This is a genomic window from Pseudomonas sp. Mn2068, from assembly GCF_049319725.1.
Lineage (GTDB): Bacteria > Pseudomonadota > Gammaproteobacteria > Pseudomonadales > Pseudomonadaceae > Aquipseudomonas > Aquipseudomonas gingeri.
The window spans coordinates 32,983-57,491 of record NZ_JBMOUG010000025.1; the positions used below are offsets into that span (position 1 = coordinate 32,983).

At 63.3% G+C, this 24,509-nt stretch carries 20 protein-coding genes; 16 read left to right on the plus strand and 4 right to left on the minus strand.

What is annotated here, in order from left to right:
• Window positions 1–67: 67 nt before the first annotated feature.
• From ACL9RJ_RS32255 to ACL9RJ_RS32270, 4 genes are all read left to right on the plus strand, one after another.
• Entirely contained in the window at window positions 68–955 is an 888-nt protein-coding gene (locus ACL9RJ_RS32255) for a 3-keto-5-aminohexanoate cleavage protein (protein WP_017128341.1), read from the plus strand.
• 142 nt (window positions 956–1,097) lie between these two features.
• The gene (locus tag ACL9RJ_RS32260; protein WP_121135222.1) at window positions 1,098–2,063 is read left to right on the plus strand and encodes an L-carnitine dehydrogenase; all 966 of its coding nucleotides are present in this window, start codon (window positions 1,098–1,100) and stop codon (window positions 2,061–2,063) included.
• Between the two features lie 173 nt (window positions 2,064–2,236).
• Complete coding sequence (locus ACL9RJ_RS32265; protein WP_017128339.1) at window positions 2,237–2,713, plus strand: thioesterase family protein; 477 nt, start codon at window positions 2,237–2,239, stop codon at window positions 2,711–2,713.
• A gap of 24 nt (window positions 2,714–2,737) precedes the next feature.
• On the plus strand, window positions 2,738–3,901 hold the full coding sequence (locus ACL9RJ_RS32270) for a gamma-butyrobetaine dioxygenase (protein WP_017128338.1): 1,164 nt from the start codon (window positions 2,738–2,740) through the stop codon (window positions 3,899–3,901).
• Window positions 3,902–4,098: 197 nt separating this feature from the next.
• On the opposite strand, the gene ACL9RJ_RS32275 is transcribed toward ACL9RJ_RS32270, so the two are convergent.
• Window positions 4,099–4,272 (minus strand): hypothetical protein, encoded by a 174-nt coding sequence (locus ACL9RJ_RS32275; protein WP_017128337.1) that lies wholly within the window; start codon window positions 4,270–4,272, stop codon window positions 4,099–4,101.
• Window positions 4,273–4,413: 141 nt separating this feature from the next.
• On the opposite strand from ACL9RJ_RS32275, the gene ACL9RJ_RS32280 reads away from it, so the two are divergent.
• Window positions 4,414–4,929, plus strand: a complete 516-nt coding sequence (locus ACL9RJ_RS32280; protein WP_017128336.1) for a hypothetical protein — start codon at window positions 4,414–4,416, stop codon at window positions 4,927–4,929.
• 465 nt (window positions 4,930–5,394) lie between these two features.
• Window positions 5,395–5,658, plus strand: a complete 264-nt coding sequence (locus ACL9RJ_RS32285; RefSeq protein ID WP_017128335.1) for a hypothetical protein — start codon at window positions 5,395–5,397, stop codon at window positions 5,656–5,658.
• A gap of 183 nt (window positions 5,659–5,841) precedes the next feature.
• Here the strand turns inward: ACL9RJ_RS32285 and ACL9RJ_RS32290 are convergent, their stop codons facing one another.
• Together ACL9RJ_RS32290 and ACL9RJ_RS32295 are read right to left on the minus strand one after the other, a co-directional pair.
• The gene (locus ACL9RJ_RS32290; RefSeq protein WP_017128334.1) at window positions 5,842–6,945 is read right to left on the minus strand and encodes a GlxA family transcriptional regulator; all 1,104 of its coding nucleotides are present in this window, start codon (window positions 6,943–6,945) and stop codon (window positions 5,842–5,844) included.
• 604 nt (window positions 6,946–7,549) lie between these two features.
• A complete protein-coding gene (locus tag ACL9RJ_RS32295) occupies window positions 7,550–8,926 on the minus strand; it encodes an L-serine ammonia-lyase (RefSeq protein ID WP_103032705.1) in 1,377 nt (458 codons plus the stop codon).
• A gap of 439 nt (window positions 8,927–9,365) precedes the next feature.
• Between ACL9RJ_RS32295 and ACL9RJ_RS32300 the strand changes: the two genes are divergently transcribed.
• From ACL9RJ_RS32300 to choV, 3 genes are all read left to right on the plus strand, one after another.
• Window positions 9,366–10,313 carry a choline ABC transporter substrate-binding protein gene (locus ACL9RJ_RS32300; RefSeq protein WP_017128333.1) on the plus strand — a complete coding sequence of 316 codons (948 nt, stop codon included), beginning with the start codon at window positions 9,366–9,368 and terminating at the stop codon, window positions 10,311–10,313.
• Between the two features lie 69 nt (window positions 10,314–10,382).
• The gene (gene choW / locus ACL9RJ_RS32305) at window positions 10,383–11,228 is read left to right on the plus strand and encodes a choline ABC transporter permease subunit (protein ID WP_017128332.1); all 846 of its coding nucleotides are present in this window, start codon (window positions 10,383–10,385) and stop codon (window positions 11,226–11,228) included.
• Window positions 11,225–12,403 carry a choline ABC transporter ATP-binding protein gene (gene choV, locus ACL9RJ_RS32310; protein WP_017128331.1) on the plus strand — a complete coding sequence of 393 codons (1,179 nt, stop codon included), beginning with the start codon at window positions 11,225–11,227 and terminating at the stop codon, window positions 12,401–12,403. The genes choW and choV overlap by 4 nt, the downstream gene beginning before the upstream one ends.
• Window positions 12,404–12,784: 381 nt before the next feature.
• Here choV and ACL9RJ_RS32315 read toward each other — a convergent pair whose 3' ends face one another.
• Window positions 12,785–14,737: a BCCT family transporter gene (locus ACL9RJ_RS32315; protein ID WP_245223076.1), complete on the minus strand. Its 1,953-nt coding sequence runs from the start codon at window positions 14,735–14,737 to the stop codon at window positions 12,785–12,787.
• A gap of 479 nt (window positions 14,738–15,216) precedes the next feature.
• On the opposite strand from ACL9RJ_RS32315, the gene betI reads away from it, so the two are divergent.
• The 7 genes from betI to ACL9RJ_RS32350 all read left to right on the plus strand — a co-directional run bounded on the left by betI (window position 15,217) and on the right by ACL9RJ_RS32350 (window position 24,490).
• A complete protein-coding gene (betI, locus tag ACL9RJ_RS32320) occupies window positions 15,217–15,810 on the plus strand; it encodes a transcriptional regulator BetI (protein ID WP_017128329.1) in 594 nt (197 codons plus the stop codon).
• 107 nt (window positions 15,811–15,917) lie between these two features.
• Window positions 15,918–17,390 (plus strand): betaine-aldehyde dehydrogenase, encoded by a 1,473-nt coding sequence (gene betB / locus ACL9RJ_RS32325; RefSeq protein ID WP_017128328.1) that lies wholly within the window; start codon window positions 15,918–15,920, stop codon window positions 17,388–17,390.
• A 176-nt stretch (window positions 17,391–17,566) separates the two neighbouring features.
• Window positions 17,567–19,270 carry a choline dehydrogenase gene (gene betA, locus ACL9RJ_RS32330; RefSeq protein ID WP_017128327.1) on the plus strand — a complete coding sequence of 568 codons (1,704 nt, stop codon included), beginning with the start codon at window positions 17,567–17,569 and terminating at the stop codon, window positions 19,268–19,270.
• Window positions 19,271–19,535: 265 nt separating this feature from the next.
• A complete protein-coding gene (locus ACL9RJ_RS32335; RefSeq protein ID WP_017128326.1) occupies window positions 19,536–20,231 on the plus strand; it encodes an RraA family protein in 696 nt (231 codons plus the stop codon).
• A 298-nt stretch (window positions 20,232–20,529) separates the two neighbouring features.
• The gene (locus tag ACL9RJ_RS32340; RefSeq protein WP_017128325.1) at window positions 20,530–21,972 is read left to right on the plus strand and encodes a TldD/PmbA family protein; all 1,443 of its coding nucleotides are present in this window, start codon (window positions 20,530–20,532) and stop codon (window positions 21,970–21,972) included.
• Entirely contained in the window at window positions 21,972–23,309 is a 1,338-nt protein-coding gene (locus tag ACL9RJ_RS32345; RefSeq protein WP_017128324.1) for a TldD/PmbA family protein, read from the plus strand. Before ACL9RJ_RS32340 ends, ACL9RJ_RS32345 begins: the two co-directional genes overlap by 1 nt.
• 302 nt (window positions 23,310–23,611) lie before the next feature.
• Complete coding sequence (locus ACL9RJ_RS32350; RefSeq protein WP_017128323.1) at window positions 23,612–24,490, plus strand: alpha/beta fold hydrolase; 879 nt, start codon at window positions 23,612–23,614, stop codon at window positions 24,488–24,490.
• Window positions 24,491–24,509 lie beyond the last annotated feature (19 nt).

The window sequence follows — 24,509 nt, forward strand, 5'->3', positions numbered from 1 at the left end:
CGAAAATAGCACCCGCAGCCCACGACGGCTGCGGTGTGAACCACCACGCCTGTAAGGAACCCGCACCATGAACCACGACGTCATCATCACCTGCGCACTCACCGGTGCTGGCGACACGACCGGCAGAAGCCCTCACGTTCCGGTCACGCCCAAACAGATCGCCGCGGCTGCCGTTGAGGCGGCCAAGGCCGGTGCCACCGTGGTGCATTGCCATGTGCGCAATCCCGAAACCGGCAAGTTCAGCCGCGACGTGGCGCTCTACCGCGAAGTGATGGAGCGCATCCGCGAGGCGGACGTCGACATCATCGTCAACCTCACCGCCGGCATGGGCGGCGACCTGGAAATCGGCGCCGGCGAAAACCCGATGGAGTTCGGTCCGAACACCGACCTGGTCGGCCCGCTGACCCGCCTGGCCCACGTCGAGGCGCTGCTGCCGGAAATCTGCACCCTGGACTGCGGCACCCTGAATTTCGGCGACGGCGACACCATCTACGTCTCCACTCCGGCGCAGTTGCGTGCCGGCGCCAAACGCATTCAAGAGCTGGGCGTGAAGGCCGAGCTGGAAATCTTCGACACCGGTCACCTGTGGTTCGCCAAGCAGATGATGAAGGAAGGCCTGCTGGACGACCCTCTGTTCCAACTGTGCCTGGGCATCCCGTGGGGCGCACCGGCCGACACCACCACCATGAAGGCCATGGTCGACAACCTGCCGGCGGGCGCGGTATGGGCCGGTTTCGGTATCGGTCGCATGCAGATGCCGATGGCCGCGCAAGCGGTGCTGCTGGGCGGCAACGTGCGGGTCGGCCTGGAAGACAACCTGTGGCTGGACAAGGGCGTCCTGGCGACCAACGGCCAACTGGTCGAGCGCGCCACGGAGATCCTCAGCCGCATGGGTAGCCGCGTCCTGACCCCGGCCGAAGGTCGGGCGAAGATGGGCCTGACCAAGCGCGGTTGATCCCCATACCTCCTCCCCCCGCTGTGGGAGCCGGCTTGCCGGCGATGAACGATAACGCGGTCCGCCTGCTGGACCGTGGTGCCTGGATCGCCAGCAAGCCGGCTCCTACAAGGGAATCGAAAACTCTTTCAGGACTGCACTCATGAGCTTTATCACCGAAATCAAAACCTTCGCCGCCCTGGGCAGCGGTGTCATCGGCAGCGGCTGGGTCTCCCGCGCCCTCGCCCATGGCCTCGACGTGATCGCCTGGGACCCGGCGCCCGGCGCCGAGGCGGCCCTGCGCAAGCGCGTCGCCAACGCCTGGGGTGCCCTGGAGAAACAGGGCCTGGCCCCTGGCGCCTCGCAAGACCGCCTGCGCTTTGTCGCCACCATCGAAGAATGCGTGAAAGACGCCGACTTCATCCAGGAAAGCGCCCCGGAACGCCTTGAGCTGAAACTCGAACTGCACGGCAAGATCAGCGCCGCGGCCAAGCCCAATGCCCTGATCGGCTCCAGCACCTCGGGCCTGTTGCCCAGCGAATTCTACGAAGGCGCCACCCACCCGGAGCGCTGCGTGGTCGGCCATCCGTTCAACCCGGTGTACCTGCTGCCGCTGGTGGAAGTGGTCGGCGGCAAGAACACCGCCCCTGAAGCCGTGCAGGCGGCGATGAAAGTCTATGAATCCCTCGGCATGCGCCCACTGCATGTGCGCAAGGAAGTCCCGGGCTTTATCGCCGACCGCCTGCTCGAAGCGCTGTGGCGCGAGGCGCTGCATCTGGTCAACGACGGCGTCGCCACCACCGGCGAAATCGACGATGCGATCCGCTTCGGCGCCGGCCTGCGCTGGTCGTTCATGGGCACCTTCCTGACCTACACCCTGGCCGGTGGCGATGCTGGCATGCGCCACTTCATGGCGCAGTTCGGCCCGGCGCTGCAACTGCCGTGGACCTACCTGCCGGCGCCGGAGCTGACCGACAAACTGATCGACGACGTGGTCGACGGCACCAGCGACCAGTTGGGCAAGCACAGCATTTCGGCCCTGGAACGCTATCGCGACGACTGCCTGCTGGCGGTGCTGGAAGCGGTGAAGACCACCAAGGCCAAGCATGGCATGAGTTTCAGCGAGTAAAGGGGCGGCCCTTTCAAGGGCAAGCCATGTCCATCAATCCGGCCTGAAGTACAAACCTTGTAGGAGCCGGCTTGCTGGCGATGGGGCCGGCGAGCCTTGCATCGCCAGATCGGCCGCTATCGCCAGCAAGCCGGCTCCTGCAGGAAACGCCCCATTGCCACTGGAACACCGCCATGCCCACCCTCACCACCTACACCACCGAAGTCATCCCCGACTGGGTCGACTACAACGGCCACCTGCGCGACGCCTTCTATCTGCTGATCTTCAGCTATGCCACCGACGCCCTGATGGAGCGCCTGGGCATGGACAGCAACAATCGCGAAGCCACCGGCAGCTCGCTGTTCACCCTCGAACTGCACCTCAACTACCTGCACGAAGTGAAGCTCGGCGCCCAGGTCGAAGTACACACCCGGATCATCGGCTACGACGCCAAGCGCCTGCACCTCTACCACAGCCTGCACCTGGTGGGCGGTGACAAGGAACTGGCCGGCAACGAACAGATGCTGCTGCACGTCGACCTCGCCGGCCCGCGTTCGGCCCCATTCAGCGCAGCCGTGCTGGAAAAGCTGCAAGCCATTGCCGAGGATCAGGCCGACCTGCCGGCCCCCGAGTACATCGGCCGCGTGATTGGACTGCCCGCGAAAAAATAACAATCCCTCGAAAAGGAGCTCACCGTGAACACCGCCGCCGCGTTTGCCGATTTCCGCAGTTATCCGCTGATCAGTGCCCTGACCGCCGTGCATCCGCTGGCGGATCGCCTCGAGGTGTATTGGGCGGACGGGCGCATCAGTCCGTACCACCACGTGTGGCTGCGGGACAACTGTCCGTGCCCGCAGTGCGTGTACACGGTGACCCGTGAACAGGTCCTGGAAATCGTCGATGTGCCCGAGGACCTGGCACCCGCCGCCATCCGCATCGACGACAGCGGCTGCCTGTGCATCGACTGGCAGGACGGCCACGCCAGCCGCTTCGACCCGGGCTGGCTGCGGGCCCATGCCTATGACGATGAGTCGCGCATCGAGCGCCAGGCCGGCAAACCGAAAAGCCGGCTGTGGGACAGCAGCCTGGCGTTGCCGGTGTTCGAGTTCGCCGCGCTGAAGGAAGATCCGCAGATTCTGCTGCAATGGCTGGTGGCATTGCGCGACACCGGCCTGACCCAGGTGCGTGGCGTGCCCACCGAGCCCGGCTCGTTGTCCGAGGTGGCGAAGCTGATCGCGTTTATCCGCCAGACCAACTTCGGCGTGCTGTTCAACGTGCAATCCAAGGCCGACGCCGACAGCAATGCCTACACCGCCTTCAACCTGCCGCTGCACAGCGACCTGCCGACCCGCGAGCTGCAACCGGGCCTGCAATTCCTGCATTGCCTGGTGAACGATGCCGAGGGCGGCGAGAGTATTTTCGTCGACGGATTTGCCATTGCCGACGCGTTGCGCCGGGAGGAGCCGGCGGCGTTTCGCGCGCTCTGCGAGATTCCCGTGGAGTTCCGCAACAAGGACCGTCACAGCGACTACCGCTGCCTGGCACCGATCATTGCCCTGGACAGTCTCGGCCAGGTCAGCGAGATCCGCATGGCCAACTTCCTGCGCGGGCCGTTCGATGCCTCCAAGCAACAGATGCCGGTGTTGTACGGTGCCTACCGGCGCTTTATCGCCATGACCCGCGAAGCACGCTTCCGCATCATGCAGCGACTCAACCCGGGCGAACTCTGGTGCTTCGACAACCGCCGCACCCTGCACGCGCGCAACGCCTTCGACCCGGCCACCGGCGCGCGACATTTCCAGGGCTGCTATATCGACCGGGATGAATTGCTGTCGCGGATCCTGGTGTTGCAGCGTTGAGTCCGCGATAGTCCGACACGGGGCCCATCTCGAGTTGGACTATTTTGTGGGGCGCAGGGTGTCAGTTACCCCGCGTTATCGTTAACGGCCATCGCGAGCAAGCTTGCTCCTACAGTTTCGCGGCGTGCGCGGTATTGGCCAACGACCGATATCCTGTAGGAGCAAGCTTGCTCGCGATGAACGATAACGCGGTCCGCCTATTGAACCCGATCCAGCTGTTTCATCACCCGCTGCTCCACCACTTCCAGTACCTCGCAACCATCATCCAGCAACGCGTACACCACCTCCAGCACATGCCGGAAATCCTGCTCATCCAGATTGTTGATCGTGGCACAGGCCAGGGTTTGCGAAAGATCGCGCAACACAACCATAGCCCAAGCCACCTCGTGGCAGTTGCAGCGTCATGAGAGTATCGACCGCCCACTCCTGGCGTACCTGCTTCAGGTCAATGGCACGCTCGGCAACGTCATATCCAGTTCCTCTGAGCGATACCTATTGCCTCAACAGCAAACATGACCCATACAAACACCCCGTCCGGAGACATCGCCCTGGCCGCGGCCTTTCAGCAACTGATGCAAGTAGTGCTGAACATCCGGGGGACGGGTGTCTCGCTCAAGCAGGTTCAGCATGCACCTGTCTTCAGCTATCTGATGACGCCAAAACAATTCGACAGGATCAGAAAGATCTGCAGGCAACAAGGCTGGCCTGTACCGAATCGACGTGGGATCCTGATCGATCTGTTCGCCATCGCCCACCCCTTGGAATCACGGGAAACCAAGGACCACTGCAGCCCCGAACAGGCGTTGGAGATTTTGACGAACGCCTACTCTCCCTACAGCCAGATCGGGCTCAACAAGCCCAAAAGCGCGCAGGGGATTATCTTCAATACGGGTCGGAAGGTAAGGGTAGGCACCGCGAGCTACTATGCCCTGGCGGTCGTGAAGGTCTGTCAGGAAGGCACCGAAAAATACTTGGCCCCGGTCACCGCTTATCATGCGACCGAGGCCAAGATTCGAAACATCAGTTGACTACGAGGAAGGACGGCCTTTCAGACAAGTCTCCCGCACTTAAGCAGAACAACCCAAACGCCTGCAATTTCCCTTCATGTGACCCTGGTTCATCTGGGCCTTCGCAGCTCCGCCGACAAATTTTCTGCTGTCTGCGTAGTCATGATCAATGCTAAGCAACTACCGCTCGAATCGCAACCACCTTCGGCTGAGCGGGTGCCCCCCTGTTCCCCAGGCAAAAAAAACCCCGATCAAGCCGTGACAGGATCGAGGTGAGAGAGTGTCTTCAGCAGTTGACTGTCGAGAGGGTGACCAAACCATCGACGAAGCCTGCTGGGATCCAGTGTGCCCACTCCCCCCGCCTGCGAGTTAGTCGAAAACGACCTGTTCATAGGTATGCGAGCCACTGCGACAATCTGCCCTTGCCGACACTCCCGGTGCCTACCAGAATCGAGACACGATCACGCCCTGAATAGGACAAGCGCCATGATGTACGCGGATTTGATTGACCAGGAAGACCTGCTGGGCCAACTGAAGTCCCTCGGCCTGCAAGTGCCCAACGGTGCCTCTGCCGAGCAGGCCTGCGAATGTGCGGTACGCGGCCTGGATGACGCGCGAGCCTATGAGCTGCGCAAGATGGTCAAGGAGATGTACACCAGCAGCGCGACGATCCTGCCGGCGGTGCGCCAGGCCATCGACAAGCAACTGCTGCCGGCGCTGGCGGAATATCAGCAGAGCCGACCGACCTGATTCAGGAGCGGCGGCTGGGCAATTGAAAACACAACGAAACCTGCAGGAGCCGAATTGCTGGCGATAGCGGTGGTGAATGTCACATCGCAATCCCCCGCAAGCCGGCTCCCACAGGTACGGTGTCTAAGCGCAAGATAGCGTCAAGCCCAGGCCCCTGCGAGGCTCAGCTTCCAGGCGAGTCGGTCAGAGCCTCACACTGGCAAACGTCGACTCGTTGCGCGCCTGGCTCAAGGCCGACATCGGCCCGGACAACGGTGCCAGGACCAGCGCCTGCGGAATCGGCATCATCGCCACCTGCTGGGTGGTGTTGGAGCCGACGCGCTCGTCACGCGGCGGAATACCGAAGTACTCGCGGTAGCACTTGGAGAAGTGCGGCGTGGAGACGAAGCCGCAGACCGACGCCACTTCGATGATCGACATCGGCGTCTGCTTGAGCAACTGCCGCGCCCGGATCAGTCGCAGCTTGAGGTAGTAGCGCGACGGAGAGCAGTGCAGGTACTTCTGGAACAGCCGCTCCAGCTGCCGACGGGACACGGCGACATACACCGCCAGTTCGTCGAGATCGATCGGCTCTTCCAGGTTGGCTTCCATCAGCGCGACGATTTCCTGCAGCTTCGGCTGGTTGGTGCCGAGCATGTGCTTGAGCGGCACGCGCTGGTGATCCTGTTCGTTGCGGATACGTTCGTAGACGAACATCTCGGAGATCGCCGCCGACAGTTCACGGCCGTGATCGCGGCTGATCAGGTGCAGCATCATGTCCAGCGGCGCGGTGCCGCCGGAGCTGGTGAAACGGTTGCGGTCGAGGGTGAACAGGCGGGTGCTCATGGCAACGCGCGGGAAAGCTTCCTGCATCGACGCCAGGCATTCCCAGTGCACGCTGCAATCGAAACCGTCGAGCAGGCCGGCACAGGCCAACGCCCAGCTGCCGGTGCACACCGCGCCAAGGCGGCGCGACTGGCGGGCCTGGCTCTGCAACCAGGACACGTGTTCACGGGTCACGGTGCGCTGGATACCGATGCCGCCGCAGACAATCACGGTGTCCATCGCCGGCGCTTTGTGCATGGAGGCATCGGGTGTGATCTGCAAGCCGTCGCTGGCCCAGACCTGTCCGCCGTCAACACTCAGGGTTGTCCAGCGATACAGCTCGCGACCGGACAGTTGGTTGGCCATGCGCAGCGGTTCGACCGCGGAAGCCAGGGAAATGAGCGTGAAATTGTCCAACAGCAGGAAGCCGATGGATTGAGGCGCACGGTTCTGGGGCTGGGCCCCGGACTGGAACGACGTCATCGCGATATCTCCTCACACAAAGCGGGTGATGGCCTCAGGCGGAGGCTCTTGTTATTGCCCTAGTCCCTATAGGAAAAGGTGCTTTGTAATGACAGAGCAATTGCCATGCCTAAAGTTGAATGCGTATTCAATAACTCCTGAAAACGACATGCCGGCGTGTCTATATAGCCCCTGCCAGGAGTGCGGGTTATAAGCGTGGGAAAGTTCTGTAAGCGCCCTGCTTCGGCGGTTTGAGCAAATCGGTAGCACTTGTGTTTCGGGCACGGGAAAGCGCCGGGCGGGAGTGTCACCGCAAGCACGGTCGACCGGCGGTAACGGGGCACGATCCTGGTTGTGCCCGCGGTGTTTCAGTTATCTGTTTGCGACGCGCCAAAAGGTGGCGCAGCGCTGTGTCGATGGGCAATTAGTGCCCATGCAGGCCATGTCCCGCCCGACGCCTTCGGGGGCAAGCCCCCTCCCACAATGTGCCCGGGGTAAAGCCCCGATCCCGGGTAAGACGCATAACCTGTGGGAGCCGACATGCCAGCACCCTCGGCTGCATGCGGTCCACTGTGGGAGCTGGCTTGCCAGCGAAAGCGCCAGAACAACCACTACATCGTCCGGATCAACACTCCACCGCGCTGACCGCCAACCCACCCCGTGAAGTCTCTTTGTATTTGTCGTGCATGTCGGCCCCGGTATCGCGCATGGTGCGGATCACCCGGTCCAGGGAAATGAAGTGCTGGCCGTCGCCGCGCAAGGCCATCTGGGCGGCATTGATCGCCTTCACCGCGGCAATCGCGTTGCGCTCGATGCACGGCACCTGCACCAGCCCGCCGACCGGGTCGCAGGTCAGGCCGAGGTTGTGTTCCAGGCCGATTTCCGCGGCGTTGCAGAGTTGCTCCGGCGTCGCCCCGAGAATCTCGGCCAGCCCCGCCGCGGCCATGGCGCAGGCCGAGCCGACTTCACCCTGGCAGCCCACTTCGGCCCCGGAGATGGACGCATTCTTCTTGCACAGGATCCCGACCGCCGCCGCTCCCAGGAAGTAGTCGACGACATTGGCGTCGGTCACCGCTTCGCTGAACTTCATGAAGTAGTGCAACACCGCCGGAATAATCCCCGCCGCCCCGTTGGTCGGTGCCGTCACCATGCGCCCGCCGGCGGCATTCTCTTCGTTGACGGCGAGGGCGAACAGGTTGACCCACTCCATCGCGCTGAGGGTCGAGCCGATCACGTTCGGCTTGTTCAGCTCCTGCAGGCTGCGGTGCAACTTGGCCGCGCGCCGACGCACATTCAAACCACCGGGCAGGATGCCCTCGTGCCTGAGGCCCTGTTCGACACAATCCTGCATGGCGCGCCAGAGCTTCATCAGGCCGCTGCGGATCTCGTCCTCCGAACGCCAGACCCGCTCGTTGGCCATCATCAGTTCCGCCACCCGCAGGTTGTGCTTCTGGCACAACTCGAGCAGCTCGACCGCACTGGAGAAGTCATACGGCAGCACGGTCTGGTCCATATCCGCGACACCGCTGGCCGCTTGCGCCGCATCGACGACAAAACCGCCGCCGACCGAATAGTAGGTGTCGCGATGCAGCTCGCCGGCAGCATCAAAAGCGACCAGGGTCATGGCGTTGGGATGGAACGGCAGGTTCTCGTCGATCAACTGCATGTCGCGCGCCCAGACAAAGGGAATCGGCAGGCGATTGTCGAGCAGCAGCGTGTCGGTTTCGCGCAGGGTGGCGATGCGCAGGCCGATCTGCGACGGGTCGATGGCGTCCGGCCACTCGCCCATCAGGCCCATGATCACCGCGTTGTCGCTGCCGTGGCCGATGCCGGTGGCCGACAGCGAGCCATAGAGCTGCACCTCGACCCGCCGGACCTGCTCCAGGGCGCCGCGCTCACGCAGTCCCTGAACGAACAGCGCCGCCGCCCGCATGGGCCCCACGGTATGGGAGCTGGACGGGCCGATGCCGATCTTGAACAGGTCGAATACGCTGATTGCCATGACTGTGACGCCCTCTGGATGCAGGTTCCAGGCGTTGAAACGCCTGGTGGCGGAGCTGCTACGCTGTAGGCGCGATCCGCCGGGATGAAGGCATCATCAGCCTTTTGAATCGGGGTTCGACGTCTGGCACCGACGCACTCATGTCCATCTACGCCAGGCGCCGCCGACAGGCTTTTTTCGGCGTTCTTTTGCGGCTCAGGGAGGGAAAAAGCACCGAAAAAATCTGTAAACGACCTCACCGACACTGGATGCGACCCTCCCTGTACTGGATACGACGCACCCTGTAGGCGACATATTCAGGCTGGTACATGATCAGTCTCGACTCGATTGCAAGGCACCGGGGTAGAGCTGTCCTCGAAGCCTCCAACCGCAACAGAACAATTAAGCGCGATCGTCCAGTCGGACACTGCCAAGAAAAAACACATAGGAGTCTACCCCCATGAAAGGTTCCCCCTCGTTGTTGTTGGCCGCCATGCTGAGTCTCCCGCTGCTGGCCCAGGCCGCAGAACCGGCGCAGTGCAGTACCGTGAACTTCTCCGATGTCGGCTGGACGGACATTACCGCCACCACCGCCACCACCAGCGTCGTGCTCGACGCCCTCGGCTACAAGACCAAGACCACGATGATTTCCGTGCCGGTGACCTACAAGTCCCTGGCCGACGGCAAGAACATGGACGTGTTCCTCGGCAACTGGATGCCGACCATGGAGAACGACATCAAGGCCTACCGCGACGCCGGCACCGTCGACGTCGTGCGCACCAACCTCAAGGGCGCCAAGTACACCCTGGCCGTGCCCCAGGCGCTGTATGACAAGGGCCTGCATGACTTCGCCGATATCGCCAAGTTCAAGAAGGAACTGGACGGCAAGATCTACGGCATCGAGCCGGGCAACGACGGCAACCGCCTGATCCAGACCATGATCGACAAGAATGCCTTCGGCCTGAAGGACGCCGGCTTCAAGGTCGTCGAATCCAGCGAAGCGGGCATGCTGTCCCAGGTCGACCGCGCGCAGAAACGCGACACCGCGGTGGTCTTCCTCGGCTGGGCGCCACACCCGATGAACAAGCGCTTCAAGATCCAGTACCTGACCGGTGGCGACGACTTCTTCGGTCCCGACTTCGGTGCGGCCACCGTGGCGACCAACACCCGCAAGGGCTACGTGCAGGAATGCAGCAACGTCGGCCAGTTGCTGAAGAACCTCGAATTCACCGTCGACATGGAAAGCTCGCTGATGGGCAACATCCTTGACGACAAGATGAAACCTGAAGCCGCGGCCAAGGCCTGGTTGAAGAAGAACCCACAGGTACTCGATACCTGGCTGGCTGGCGTGACCACCATTGACGGTAAACCTGGCCTGGACGCCGTGAAAGCCAAGCTCGCGCAATAACCGCCGACGCCGGGCGGGTCCGCCCGCCCGGGTCTGCATTTATTCCCCCGCATGTGGACGTTCAATACCATGCTGACTGAACATAAAATCCCTCTAGGCCAGTACATCGCCGCCTTCGTCGAATGGTTGACCAAACACGGTGCCAACTATTTCGATGCGATCGCTTCGACACTGGAAACGATGATCCACGGCGTGACGTTTGCGCTGGCCTGGTTCAATCCGCTGGCATTGATCGCGCTGATTGCCGTGATCGCCCACCTCATCCAGCGCAAATGGGGCCTGACAGCCTTCGTGGTCGCGTCCTTCCTGCTGATCCTCAACCTGGGATACTGGCAGGAAACCATGGAAACCCTCGCCCAGGTGATGTTCGCCACCCTGGTCTGCGTGGTCATCGGCGTGCCGCTGGGCATCGTCGCCGCACACAAGCCGATGTTCTACACCCTGATGCGTCCGGTCCTCGACCTGATGCAGACCGTACCGACTTTCGTGTACCTCATTCCGACCCTGACCCTCTTCGGTCTCGGTGTTGTACCCGGCCTGATTTCCACGGTGGTGTTCGCGATTGCCGCGCCCATCCGTCTGACGTATCTGGGCATCCAGGATGTACCGCAGGAATTGATGGACGCCGGCAAGGCCTTTGGCTGCTCGCGCCGTCAGTTGCTCGCACGAATCGAACTGCCCCACGCCATGCCGAGCATCGCTGCCGGTATCACCCAGTGCATCATGCTGTCGCTGTCGATGGTGGTGATCGCCGCACTCGTGGGTGCCGATGGCTTGGGAAAACCCGTGGTCAACGCACTGAACACCGCTGATATCGCCCTGGGCTTCGAAGCCGGCCTGGCGATCGTATTGCTGGCAATCATGCTCGACCGTATCTGCAAACAACCCGACGCACAGGTAAGGGGTGACGCATGAGCATCATTCGCTTCGACAAGGTAGACGTTATCTTCTCCAAGAACCCGCGTGAGGCCCTCGCGCTGCTGGACAAAGGCCTCAAGCGGGAAGAAATCCTCAAGAAGACCGGACAGATCGTCGGCGTCGAGAATGCCAGCCTGGAAATCGAGAAAGGCGAGATCTGCGTGCTGATGGGCCTCTCCGGTTCCGGCAAGTCCAGCCTGCTGCGTTGCATCAACGGCCTGAACACCGTCAGCCGTGGTCACTTGTTCGTCGAGCATGAAGGCCGACAGATCGATATCGCCAACTGCACCGACGCCGAACTGAAGATGATGCGCACCAAGCGCATCGCCATGGTGTTCCAGAAGTTCGCCCTGATGCCCTGGCTGACGGTGCGCGAGAACATCAGCTTCGGCCTGGAGATGCAGGGTCGTCCGGAGAAGGAACGACGCAAGCTGGTGGACGAGAAGCTGCAACTGGTCGGCCTCGAGCAATGGCGCAACAAGAAGCCCGACGAGCTGTCCGGCGGCATGCAGCAACGGGTCGGCCTGGCCCGCGCCCTGGCGATGGACGCCGATATCCTGCTGATGGACGAACCGTTCTCGGCCCTCGACCCGCTGATCCGCCAGGGCCTGCAGGACGAGTTGCTGACCCTGCAGAGCAAGCTGGCGAAAACCATCGTGTTCGTCAGCCACGATCTCGACGAGGCGCTGAAACTGGGCAGCCGCATCGCGATCATGAAGGACGGCCGGATCATCCAGTACAGCAAGCCTGAAGAAATCGTGCTCAATCCGGCGGACGAGTACGTGCGTACCTTCGTCGCCCACACCAATCCGCTGAACGTGCTCTGCGGACGCAGCCTGATGCGCACCCTGGACAACTGCAAGCGCGTCAACGGCTCGGTCTGCATCGATCCGGGCGGCGACTCGTGGATCGACCTGGCGGAAGGCAACACCATCAAGGGCGCCCGCCAGAACGGTGCCAGCCTGAACCTGCAAAGCTGGGTACAAGGCCAGTCGGTGGAGGCCCTGGGCCGCACCCCGACCCTGGTGGATTCGAATATCGGCATGCGCGACGCGCTGCAGATCCGCTACCAGACCGGCAACAAGCTGGTACTGCACGACAACAACAAGGTGGTCGGGATCCTCGGCGACAGCGAGCTGTATCACGCGTTGCTGGGCAAGAACCTGGGTTGAGACAGATGCAAGAACGCCGCGAATGGATCGCGGCGTTCTTGTTTTCGGGGCCAGCACTGAACCGGTAGGAGCCGGGCTTGCCCGCGATGAGGCCATGGAGCCTTGCACGCCCCTCAGGACCGCCATCGCCGGCAAGCCGGCTCCCACAAGGGGCCGGGCAAGACGAAGGTTCGTGGCGCGCAACCGACCTGTGGGAGCCGGGCTTGCCCGCGATGAGGCCATCGAGTCTTGCACGGCCCTCAAGGCCGCCATCGCCGGCAAGCCGGCCCCCACAAGGGACCGGGCAGGACGAAGGGTCGTGGTGCGCAACCGATCTGTGGGAGCCGGCTTGCTGGCGATGAAAACAACGCGGTGCAACGGATGCACCGCGAGCCTTCAACCTCAGCTGTAAACCCGGCCAAGGAGCTGCCGATGGCTTTCGAACTGATCGAGCACATCACGGGTGATCTGCTCTTGAGTGAACCCCATCAGGTCGTACTCCTGGCTGCCATTGTGCAGGTAGACTTCGGCGCGGTAGTAACGGGCCCGCACTTCGGATTCCGCACCTTCGACCTGGGCCGACTCACTCGGCGCCGCCAGGTAGCCGTCCAGGCTCACTTCGTAGACGAAGGGATTGCCTTCCTCCATCTCCACCCGCAGACCGATCAGGCTCTTGGCCTTGCCCAGTTGCGTCTGCACCGTCAGGCCCAGGTTGCGCAGCTGTGCGGCCGCCTCGACCAGCGCCGGGCTGACCTGCTTGTCCATGTAGCGCTGGACGATCGCCTGGGTCGGCTGCAGGTCCAGCGCGCTCAACCGCTCGCTGAAGCCGCGACGACCACGGGCCGCCAGTTCGGCCTGTTCGTTTTCGATCTGCATATCCTGGCGCATGGCCTTGTGCAGGCCGAACATGAAGAAGACCAGCACCACGGAGAACGGCAGCCCGGCCAGCACCACCATGGTCTGCATGGCTTCGAAGTTACCGGCGAACAACAGGCCGATGGTCACCAGGGTGATCACGGCCGACCAGAAGATCCGCAGCCAGTGCGGAGCATCCTCGTCGACCTGGCCGCCTTTGCACGACAGGTTGGCCATCATCACCGCGCCGGAGTCCGCCGGGGTCAGGAACAGCACGAAGCCGACAAAGATCGACACGCCGATGACGACTTTCGACGCCGGGTAGTGTTCCAGCAACTGGTAGATCGCCATGGACGGCTGTTCCAGCGCCGTCTTGCCCAGCGCCACGGCGTCATGGTTCATCACCAGGTCCAGGGCCGAGTTGCCGAAGATCGACAGCCACGCCAGGGTGAAGCCCAACGGGATCAGCAGGACGCCGGCCACCAGTTCACGCACCGTGCGACCACGGGAAATACGCGCGATGAACATGCCCACGAATGGCGCCCAGGAAATCCACCAGGCCCAGTAGAACAGGGTCCACAGGCCCAGCCAGCGGTCGGACTTCTCGGCGTCGTTCTCGTACACGTAGAGGTCGAAGGTCTTCAGCACCACGCCGTTGAGGTAGTCGCCGATGTTCTGCACGAAGCCGTTGAGCAGGTGCAGGGTCGGGCCGAACAGCAGCACGAAGATCAGCAGGCCGCTGAACAGCACGATGTTCAGGTTGGACAGGCGGCGGATGCCGTTTTCCACACCGGACACGGCGGCAATGGTCGCCACGGTGCTCATGACGATGATCACGATCAGCAGGTTGGTGTTGCTGTGGGCCATGCCGAACAGGCTTTCCAGCCCCGAGGACACCTGCATCGAGCCGATGCCCAGGTTGGTCACCAGGCCCAGCAGGGTAACGAACATGCCGAAGCCGTCCACCGCGTGACCGGCCGCGCCCTTGACCCAGCGCTCGCCCACCAGCGGGTACAGCGCCGAGCGCAACGCCAGCGGCTGGTTGTGCCGATAGGCGAAGTACGCCACGGCCAGGCCCACCAGCGCATAGATCGCCCAGCCGTGCAGGCCCCAGTGCAGGAAGGTCAGTTGCAGCGCCTGACGTGCGGCCGCATGGCTGCCGGCCACGCCTTCCGGCGGATTGAAATAGTGGTCCAGCGGCTCGGAAGCACCGAAGTACAGCAGCGAGATGCCGATTCCCGAGGAAAACAGCATGCCGGCCCAGGCGCCGTAGCTGAAGTCCGGGGTGTCCTGCTTGCTTCCCAGCTTCAACTTGCCGTAGGACGAGAACGCCAGCCCGACGACAAACACCAGGTAGGCGGCGATCACCACCATGTAGTACCAGCCGAAGCTGCGCGAGAGCCAGGCCTGGGCCACGCCGAGCAGTTTGCCGGCCTCTTGCGGGGCGATGATCAGGATGGCGGTGAGCAACAGAATCAACGCGGTCGAGGTGTAGAACACCCAACCGTTGACCCGCACCTTTTCGGCGGGGGTCTTTATAAGAGAGGCAGAACTCATTGCACAGATGCTCCAGGCAGTGCGGGAGAAAGACACAAGGCAACACGGCACCCGGCCAATCGGTTAGTTGGCAGCCGACCAGCGGGTGATATAAAGACACCCCGAAAAAACCCCGGCCCCGCGGGGATTGCGCCTGAACCGGCGCGCCAGGACCCTGTGCGAAAAATGATCGCGCTGCCGGGTGCCTTTCGTGCCTGCTCGCAACGTCCGTCTTCGCCTGCGCAGAGTGTCTGCCCCGCGGGTCCGGTGTTTTTTCGGAGGTCGTTTTTCCGTCAGCTACATGTAGGAAAAACCTGTAGGCAGCGACGATTTGTCGCAGATCTTATTCTTTGTTGATTGAACGTTCAATCAAAACAAAATAGACTGGCCCACGAGCCGGTAGCCGTTCTACGTCTGCCGGCGGGCCTAAGGAGAGGTGCACGATGCCCAAGGTCGGTATGCAACCCATACGCCGCCAGCAATTGATCGAAGCCACCTTGACGGCGGTCGATCAGGTCGGGATGGGGGACGCCAGCATTGCGCTGATCGCCCGTTTGGCCGGTGTCTCGAATGGCATCATCAGTCACTATTTTCAGGACAAGAATGGCCTGATCGCCGCCACGATGCGGTATCTGATGAACGCCCTGACCGAGAACGTCGCCGCGCGCCGCCAGGCGCTGACAGATGACAGCCCGCGGGCCCATCTGCAGGTGATTATCGAAGGCAACTTCGACGCCAGCCAGGTCAATGGCCCGGCAATGAAAACCTGGTTGGCCTTCTGGGCCACCAGCATGCACCACCCGTCTTTGCACAGGTTGCAGCGGATCAACGATCACCGTCTGTATTCCAACCTGTGTTGCCAGTTCCGCCGCGTCCTGCCGCTGCCCGCAGCCCGCAGCGCGGCACGGGGACTGGCAGCGTTGATCGACGGTTTGTGGTTGCGCGGCGCGTTGTCGGGAGACGCTTTCGACACCGCGCAGGCGCAACGGATCGCTTACGAATACATGGATTTCCAACTGGCTAAGCAGGAGCGCTAGAGCACCGAGAAACGCTCGGCACCTGAACGACTGCCGCACGGTGTTGCCAGACCCATATGGCGCACCCGGCGGTTAACGCCAACCACTGATGCACTTGCGAGGACACTATGGCCCGTTTCGAACTGCAAAAACTCTACATCGACGGCGGTTACACCGACGCCGGCGGCGATGCCACTTTCGATGCCATCAACCCGGCTAACGGTGAAGTTCTCGCCAAAGTGCAACGCGCGACGAAAGAAGACGTCGAACGTGCCGTGGTCAGTGCCGAGAAGGGCCAGAAAGTCTGGGCGGCGATGACCGCCATGGAACGTTCGCGCATCCTGCGTCGCGCCGTGGATATCCTGCGCGAGCGCAACGACGAGCTGGCCGCCCTGGAAACCCTGGACACCGGCAAGGCCTACTCCGAGACCCGCTATGTCGACATCGTCACCGGTGCCGACGTGCTGGAATACTACGCCGGCCTGGTACCCGCCATCGAGGGCGAGCAGATCCCGCTGCGTACCACTTCGTTCGTCTACACCCGTCGCGAGCCACTGGGCGTGGTTGCCGGTATCGGCGCCTGGAACTACCCGATCCAGATCGCCCTGTGGAAATCCGCGCCAGCCCTGGCGGCCGGCAACGCGATGATCTTCAAGCCAAGCGAAGTCACCTCGCTGACCACCCTGAAACTGGCCGAGATCTATACCGAAGCCGGCGTTCCGGATGGTGTGTTCAACGTCCTCACCGGCAGCGGCCGTGAAGTCGGCACCTGGCTGACCGAGCACCCGCGCATCGAAAAAGTTTCCTTCACCGGCGGCACCGACACCGGCAAGAAGGTCATGGCCAGCGCTTCCAGCTCGTCGCTCAAAGACGTGACCATGGAACTGGGCGGCAAGTCGCCGCTGATCATTTTCGACGACGCCGACCTCGATCGCGCCGCCGACACGGCGATGATGGCCAACTTCTACAGCTCCGGCCAGGTCTGCACCAACGGCACCCGCGTGTTCGTGCCGAGCCACCTGAAAGCCGCGTTCGAAGCCAAGATCGCCGAGCGTGTCGCGCGTATCCGCGTCGGCAACCCGGAAGACGAGAACACCAACTTCGGTCCGCTGGTCAGCTTCGCCCACATGGAAAGCGTGCTGGGCTACATCGCCAAGGGCAAGGAAGAAGGCGCCCGCCTGCTGTGCGGTGGCGAACGCCTGACCGCCGGCGAGTTCGCCAAGGGTGCCTACGTGGCTCCGACCGTGTTCACCGACTGCACCGACGAGATGACCATCGTGCGCGAAGAAATCTTCGGCCCGGTGATGAGCATCCTCAGCTACGAGACCGAGGAAGAAGTGATCCGCCGTGCCAACGACACCGACTTCGGCCTGGCCGCCGGTGTGGTGACCCGGGACCTGAACCGCGCCCACCGCGTGATTCATCAACTGGAAGCCGGAATCTGCTGGATCAATGCCTGGGGCGAGTCCGACGCGAAGATGCCGGTCGGCGGCTACAAGCAATCGGGTGTCGGCCGTGAAAACGGTATCAGCTCGCTGAACAACTTCACCCGGATCAAATCGGTACAGGTCGAGCTGGGCGATTACGCCTCGGTGTTCTAAGACCCGAGTCTTGTATTGCCCGCGCGGCCGTCTTCGCGGGCAAGCCCGCTCCTACAGGCTTGGTGTCGTTCGCCAAGCCGGCGGTTACCCCGCCCTTGCAGGAGCCGGCTTGCCGGCGATCGAGTGCGAAACACTCGTCAGGCCCGACCTGACCACATCTGAAGAGGGTGCATTCAATGTCCCAAGAATACGATTACATCATCATCGGCGCCGGCTCGGCCGGTAACACCCTGGCCACCCGCCTGACCGAAGACGAAGGCGTCACCGTCCTGCTGCTGGAAGCCGGCGGTCCCGACTACCGTTTCGACTTCCGTACCCAGATGCCCGCCGCCCTGGCATTCCCGCTGCAGGGCCGCCGCTACAACTGGGCCTACGAGACCGATCCGGAGCCGCATATGGACGGCCGGCGCATGGAGTGCGGTCGCGGCAAGGGCCTCGGCGGTTCCTCGCTGATCAACGGCATGTGCTACATCCGCGGCAACGCCATGGACTACGACGGCTGGGCCAAGCTGCCAGGCCTGGAAGACTGGAGCTACCTGGACTGCCTGCCGTATTTCCGCAAGGCGGAAACCCGTGACATCGGCCCCAACGACTACCACGGCGGCGAAGGTCCGGTCAGCGTGACCACGCCCAAGGCCGGCAACAACCCGCTGTTCCACGCCATGGTCGAGGCCGGCGTGCAGGCCGGTTACCCGCGCACCGAAGACCTGAACGGCTACCAGCAGGAAGGTTTCGGCCCGATGGACCGTACCGTGACGCCCAACGGCCGTCGCTCCAGCACCGCCCGCGGTTACCTGGACACCGCCAAGAAGCGCTCGACCCTGACCATCGTCACCCACGCCCTGACCGACAGGATCCTCTTCGAGGGCAAACGCGCGGTGGGCGTGCAGTATCTGCTGGGCAGCGCCGAAGAGCGCGTCGAAGCCCGTGCGCGCAAGGAAGTCATCGTCAGCAGCGGCGCGATCGCCTCGCCACAGTTGCTGCAACGCTCCGGCGTCGGCCCGCGCCAGTTGCTGGAAAGCCTGGATATCCCGGTGGTCCACGACCTGCCGGGCGTCGGTGAGAACCTCCAGGACCACCTGGAGCTGTACCTGCAGTACGCCTGCACCCAGCCGGTCTCGCTGTACCCCTCGCTGCTGTGGTGGAACCAGCCGGCCATCGGTGCCGAGTGGCTGTTCAACGGCACCGGTATCGGCGCCAGCAACCAGTTCGAGGCCGGTGGTTTCATCCGCACCCGTCCGGAATTCGAATGGCCGAACATCCAGTATCACTTCCTGCCGGTGGCGATCAATTACAACGGCAGCAACGGCGTCAAGGAACACGGCTTCCAGGCCCACATGGGCTCCATGCGTTCGCCGAGCCGCGGTCGTGTGCAGGCCAAGTCCAGGGACCCGCGCCAGCACCCGAGCATCCTGTTCAACTACATGGCGACCGAACAGGACTGGCAGGAATTCCGCGACGGCATCCGCCTGACCCGGGAAATCATGCAGCAGCCGGCCCTGGACGCTTACCGTGGCCGCGAAATCAGCCCGGGCATCGAGGTGCAGACCGACGAGCAACTGGACAAGTTTGTCCGTGAGCACGCCGAGACCGCGTTCCACCCGTCCTGCTCGTGCAAGATGGGCACCGACGAGATGGCCGTGGTCGACAGCCAGGGTCGCGTGCATGGCATGCAGGGCCTGCGGGTGGTCGACGCGTCGATCATGCCGATCATCACCACCGGCAACCTGAACGCACCGACGATCATGATCGCCGAGAAAATCGCCGACAAGATCCGTGGCCGCCAGCCGCTGCCGCGCAGCAAGGCCGACTACTACGTGGCCGGTGACACGCCTGTGCGTGGCAAGCCGGTGCGCGAAGTGAGCCGTACCGCGCAGTAACTGCTGACACAGTCCCTTGTGGAAGCCGGCTTGCCGGCGATGAGGCCAGCCAGTCTTGCATCGACTGGCCGGCCGCCATCGCCAGCAAGCCGGCTGCCACGCTGCCAACCCCGGCAACACAAATCTCCCACCACACAACGTAAACAGTCCCTACACCGCCCCACCCTTGCTCCTACCCCCCGCGCAGGCCTAATCTATTGGCGCGCAAACGTTTCACCCCGCCCCAATCGACACGCCGCCACATTGCTGGCCACGAGGCTTTCCCATGTTTGATGTCGTCTCTTCGAGCAAATGGCCTACCGGCTACCTGATCAATCCGAATCCTGAACCGCTCGATCCAAAATGGCTGAAGGAATTCAGCAAGATCCCCGCCGCCGCCGTGAGCGACTGCCTGGGACGCAACGTCGGTGGCCTGGGCCTCAAGCCATTCCATGGCAACGCCCCGATGCTGGGCAACGCCTTGACCGTGCGCGTGCGCCCGGGTGACAACCTGATGATCCTCAAGGCCATGCAGATGGCCCGTCCGGGCGATGTGCTGGTGATCGACGGCAGCGCCGACCTGACCCGCGCCGTGTTCGGCGGCATCATGCGCGCCATGGCCCTCAAGGCCGGGATCGTCGGCGTGGTGATCAACGGCGCCCTGCGCGACCTCGACGAGTGGCAGACCGGCGAGCTGCCGGCCTATGCCATCGGCGGCGTGCACCGTGGTCCGAGCACCGACGGTGGCGGCGAAATCAACGTGCCGATCTCCTGCGCGGGCATGCTGGTGACCCCGGGCGACCTGATGATCGGCGACGGTGACGGCGTGGTCGCCGCGGCCCGCAGCGAATTGCCGGAACTGCTGATCCGCTGCCATGACCTGCTGGCGCGGGAAAAGGCCACCCTGGCGGCTATCGAAGCCGGCACCCTGGACCCGGACCGTTTCGACGCGATCCTGCGCGCCAAGGGTTGCCCGCTGTAAGCCCTTTCGCCGGTACGCCGCTGCCTGCTGTCTGCGGGAGCCGGCTTGCTGGCGATGGCGATGCCAACCGCGCCCACAGGATAGGGGCTCACCACGGAACATCGCCAGCCCCGGACCTTGTGGGAGCTGGCTTGCCGGCGATAGACGACAACGCGGAATCGCTGAAACACCGCGTCACTCGAATCGCCGGCAAGCCGGCTCCCACAACCGGCAAAATCGCCTTATCCTGACAGACTGGCATCGGGGCCTTTCCTGAAATGCCCCTCGCGGCCACCGCCATCTCCAGGGAGGTTCCCCAATGTTCGACTTCCACCCCCGCCTCAAGCAGCACTTCGCTGCCTTGCGTACGGGCGCTGAATTCTTTTCGCTGCGCTATGTTCGCGAATCCGGCCAGTACCTGTCGGTGCGCAAGAACGTCCCGGAGCCCCCCAGCCTGAGCCGTGACGAAGGCGCAATGCTGACCGTGCGGGTCAACGGTGTCGAAGCCTACGCCTCCACCAACGACCTCTCGCGGCAAGGCCTGCAGGCCGCCCTGCACAGGGCCGAGGAACAGGCCCGGCTGATTGCCGGCCATGCCCTGCTCGACCTGCGCCAGCAAGCCGTCTCCAGCGAACGCGGCGACTACTGCTCGCCACAACTGGAGCAACCCTTTGCCTCGCTGAGCGACTGCTACGCCCTGCTCGCCGCCGAGTCCGCGGCCGTGCCCAGGGACGAGCGCCTGGTGAACTGGGAAGTCAGCCTCGGCGTGACCCATGTCGAGCAGATCTACCTCAACAGCGTCGGGGCCGAGCTGCGCCAGGCGCAACGCTTCGTCTTCCCGGGCCTGAGCGTGACCGCCTTCGACGGCATGGACAGCCAGACCCGTACCCTCGGCCGCGAGAATTTCGGCCAGCAAGGCAGCACCGAAGTGCTCGGCCGCTCCGGGCTGATCGGTGCCGGTGCGCGGATCGCCGACCAGGCCCTGCAACTGCTGCTGGCGCCCAACACCCCGTCGGGCCCGCGCGACCTGCTGCTGACGCCGGACCAGATGATCCTGCAGATCCACGAATCCATCGGCCACCCGCTGGAACTGGACCGGATCCTCGGCGACGAACGCAATTACGCCGGCACCAGCTTCGTCAAGGCCAGTGACTTCGGCCACCTGCAATACGGCTCGCCGCTGCTCAACGTGACCTTCGACCCGGAGATCCCCGAACAGTTGGCCAGCTACGGCCATGACGACGACGGCAGCGCCGCCCACAAGCAGTTCCTGATCCGCGAAGGCCTGTTGCTGCGACCGCTGGGCGGGGCGCTGTCGCAATTCCGCGCCGGTCTCGAAGGTGTCGCCAACAGCCGTGCCTGCAGCTGGAACCGGCCGCCGATCGATCGCATGGCCAACCTGAACATCGAACCGGGCGACCAGTCCTTCGAGCAGTTGGTCGGCGGTATCGAGCGGGGCATCCTGATGTCGACCAACCGTTCCTGGTCCATCGACGATGCCCGCAACAAGTTCCAGTTCGGCTGCGAATGGGGCCAGTTGATCGAGGACGGCGAGCTCAAGGGCGTGGTCAAGAACCCCAACTACCGGGCGATTTCCGCGCAGTTCTGGCGCAACCTCAGTGCGGTCGGCGATGCCAGTACCTTCAAGGTCCTGGGTACGCCGAACTGCGGCAAGGGCGAGCCCAACCAGGTGATTCGCGTCGGGCACGCTTCGCCCGCCTGCGTGTTCAGCCATGTCGACGTATTTGGAGGAGATGCCTGATGGATCAATCACTGAGTCAGGCCGGGCACTTCCAGGCGCTGGTGGATTGGCTGCGCGAGCACCTGCAGGCCACGGAGAAATTCACCCTGGGCTACGCTGCCGAATCTTCGCAGTTCATCCGCTTCAACCACGGCCGTGTACGCCAGGCCGGCCAGGTGCAGCAGGCCAGCCTGAGCTTCAAGCTGATCGATGCGGGACGGCATGCCGACCTGCAGATCACTCTCTCCGGCGAGCTGGAGCTGGATCGCCAGCGCCTGGCCGACGGCCTGCAAAAGCTGCGCGAGACCTTGCCGCTGTTGCCCGCCGATCCGTACCTGCTGCTCAATCACACGGCCTGGCAGAGCCGCAATGTGCAGGACCTGCCGCTGCCGGACACTGCCCGGGTCCTCGAAGAGATCAGCCGCGCCGCGACCGGCCTGGACCTGGTCGGTTTCTATGCCGCCGGGCCCATCAGCCGCGGCTTTGCCAACGCGGACGGGGCATTCGGCTGGCACCAGGCCAATAGCTTCAACTTCGACTGGAGCCTGTTCCACGAAAACGGCCAGGCGGTGAAGGCCAGCTATGCCGGCCATGAATGGGACAGCGACAGCTTCGCCCGGCGCTTCCAGCAAGCCCGCGAACAGCTCGAGTTTCTTGGGCGGCCGTTGCGCACCCTGGCTCCCGGCGAGTACCGCGCCTACCTGGCGCCGGCGGCGCTGGAAGAAATCATGGGCATGCTCTGCTGGGGCGGTTTCTCGGCCCAGGCCATCGCCAGCAAACACAGCCCGCTGCAGAAGCTGTATGCCAGCGAAGCCTCGTTCCACCCGATCGTCTGGTTGAACGAGCAGGTCAGCGGCTCCTTGAGCCCGGCGTTTTCCAACGAAGGTTATCCGCGCAGCGACCTGTCGCTGGTCGCCAAGGGCTCGGCCAACGGCCGCATGATCAATTCTCGCAGTGCCGCCGAATACGGCCTGACCGCCAACGGCGCGGGCGGCGGCGAATACCCCAGTGCCCTGGAGATGAAGGCCGGACGCCTGGCGCAGAAGCAGGTCCTCGAAGAACTCGGCACCGGCCTCTACATCAGCAACCTGTGGTACCTGAACTACTCGGACCAGTCGGCCGGCCGCATGACCGGCATGACCCGCTTCGCCACCTTCTGGGTGGAGAACGGCGAGATCCAGGCACCGGTCAGCACCATGCGTTTCGACGACAGCGTCTACAGCCTGCTGGGCACCCAGCTGGAAGCCCTGACCCAGGAGCGTGAGCTGCTGCTGTCGGCCAGCACCTACGATCAGCGGCAGACGGCATCGAGCCTGCTGCCGGGCGCGCTGATCCGCAAGCTGACGCTGACCCTGTAGACGCGAAAAGATCCTTGTGGGAGCCGGCTTGCCGCCGATGAGGCCCTTGGGCCTTGCATCGCCTGGTCAGCCGGCTTCCGCAGGACTGCGGCATCGCCCTGACCTGAAGATCCTCACGCCTATCCGCTCCGACGGTTGCCCCGCCAGACCCGTCGCGTTATACATAGCCCATCGTTCGGCGCAGCATTAAAACGCCAGCACCTCGTTCGAGCCCGGCACCAGAGCCCCAGGCTTCACCCGCGATTTCGTTACTCAATGCCGCGCCTCTTTCAGTCGCCGAAAGTGTTTTGCTGGAGTTTGATATGAATCATGGAAGCTTCGTCATCAATAATCTGTTCAGGCATTTCAACGTCCATGTCCAGCGCATCGGCGAGGATCCGCGCCGCAACACCGTGCTGCTGGTCAACGGCGCCCTGTCCACCACGTCGTCGTTCACCCGCACCAGCAAATGCCTGGCCGAGCATTTCAACGTGCTGCTGTTCGACCTGCCCTTCGCCGGCCGCTCCCAGGCCTACAATCCCGATCCGGGGCTGGTGACCAAGGACGACGAGGTGGAAATGCTCCTGGCGCTGGTGGAGCGCTTCGAGGTCAACCACCTGGTGTCGGCGTCCTGGGGCGGTATCTCCAGCCTGCTGACCCTCGCGCGGAACCCGCCCAGCATCCAGAGCTCGGTGATCATGGCCCTGGCCCCCGACCTCAACCCGCCGATGCTGGCGTACGTCCAGCGGGTACACGAACTGATCCAGGTCGACGACAAGTCCGCCATCGGCCACCTGCTCAACGACACGGTCGGTCATTTCCTCCCGCCCCGCCTGAAGAGCACCAACCACCAGCACCTCAGCACCATGGCCAGCACCGAATACCGCCAGGCACGCTTCCATATCGACCAGGTGCTGCAACTGGGCGACGGCAACTACCTGCGACAGCTGTCCGCGATCCGCACCCCGGTGCACTTCATCAATGGCGCCAAGGATATCTACACCCCCGCCGAAGGTGCCCGACAGTTCCAGCAGCACATCCCCCGGTGCAGTTTTTCGGTGGCCGAGGACACCGGGCACCTGCTCGACCTGGAGTCGCGGGTGGCAGCCGACAATGTTCATCGAGCCCTGCTCGGTTTTCTGCTGTCGAAGGAGCAAATAGAGCGTAGCCGGAGCGCTCAAGCCCAGACCGATCAGGCATAATCGGATCCATAGCCTGCTA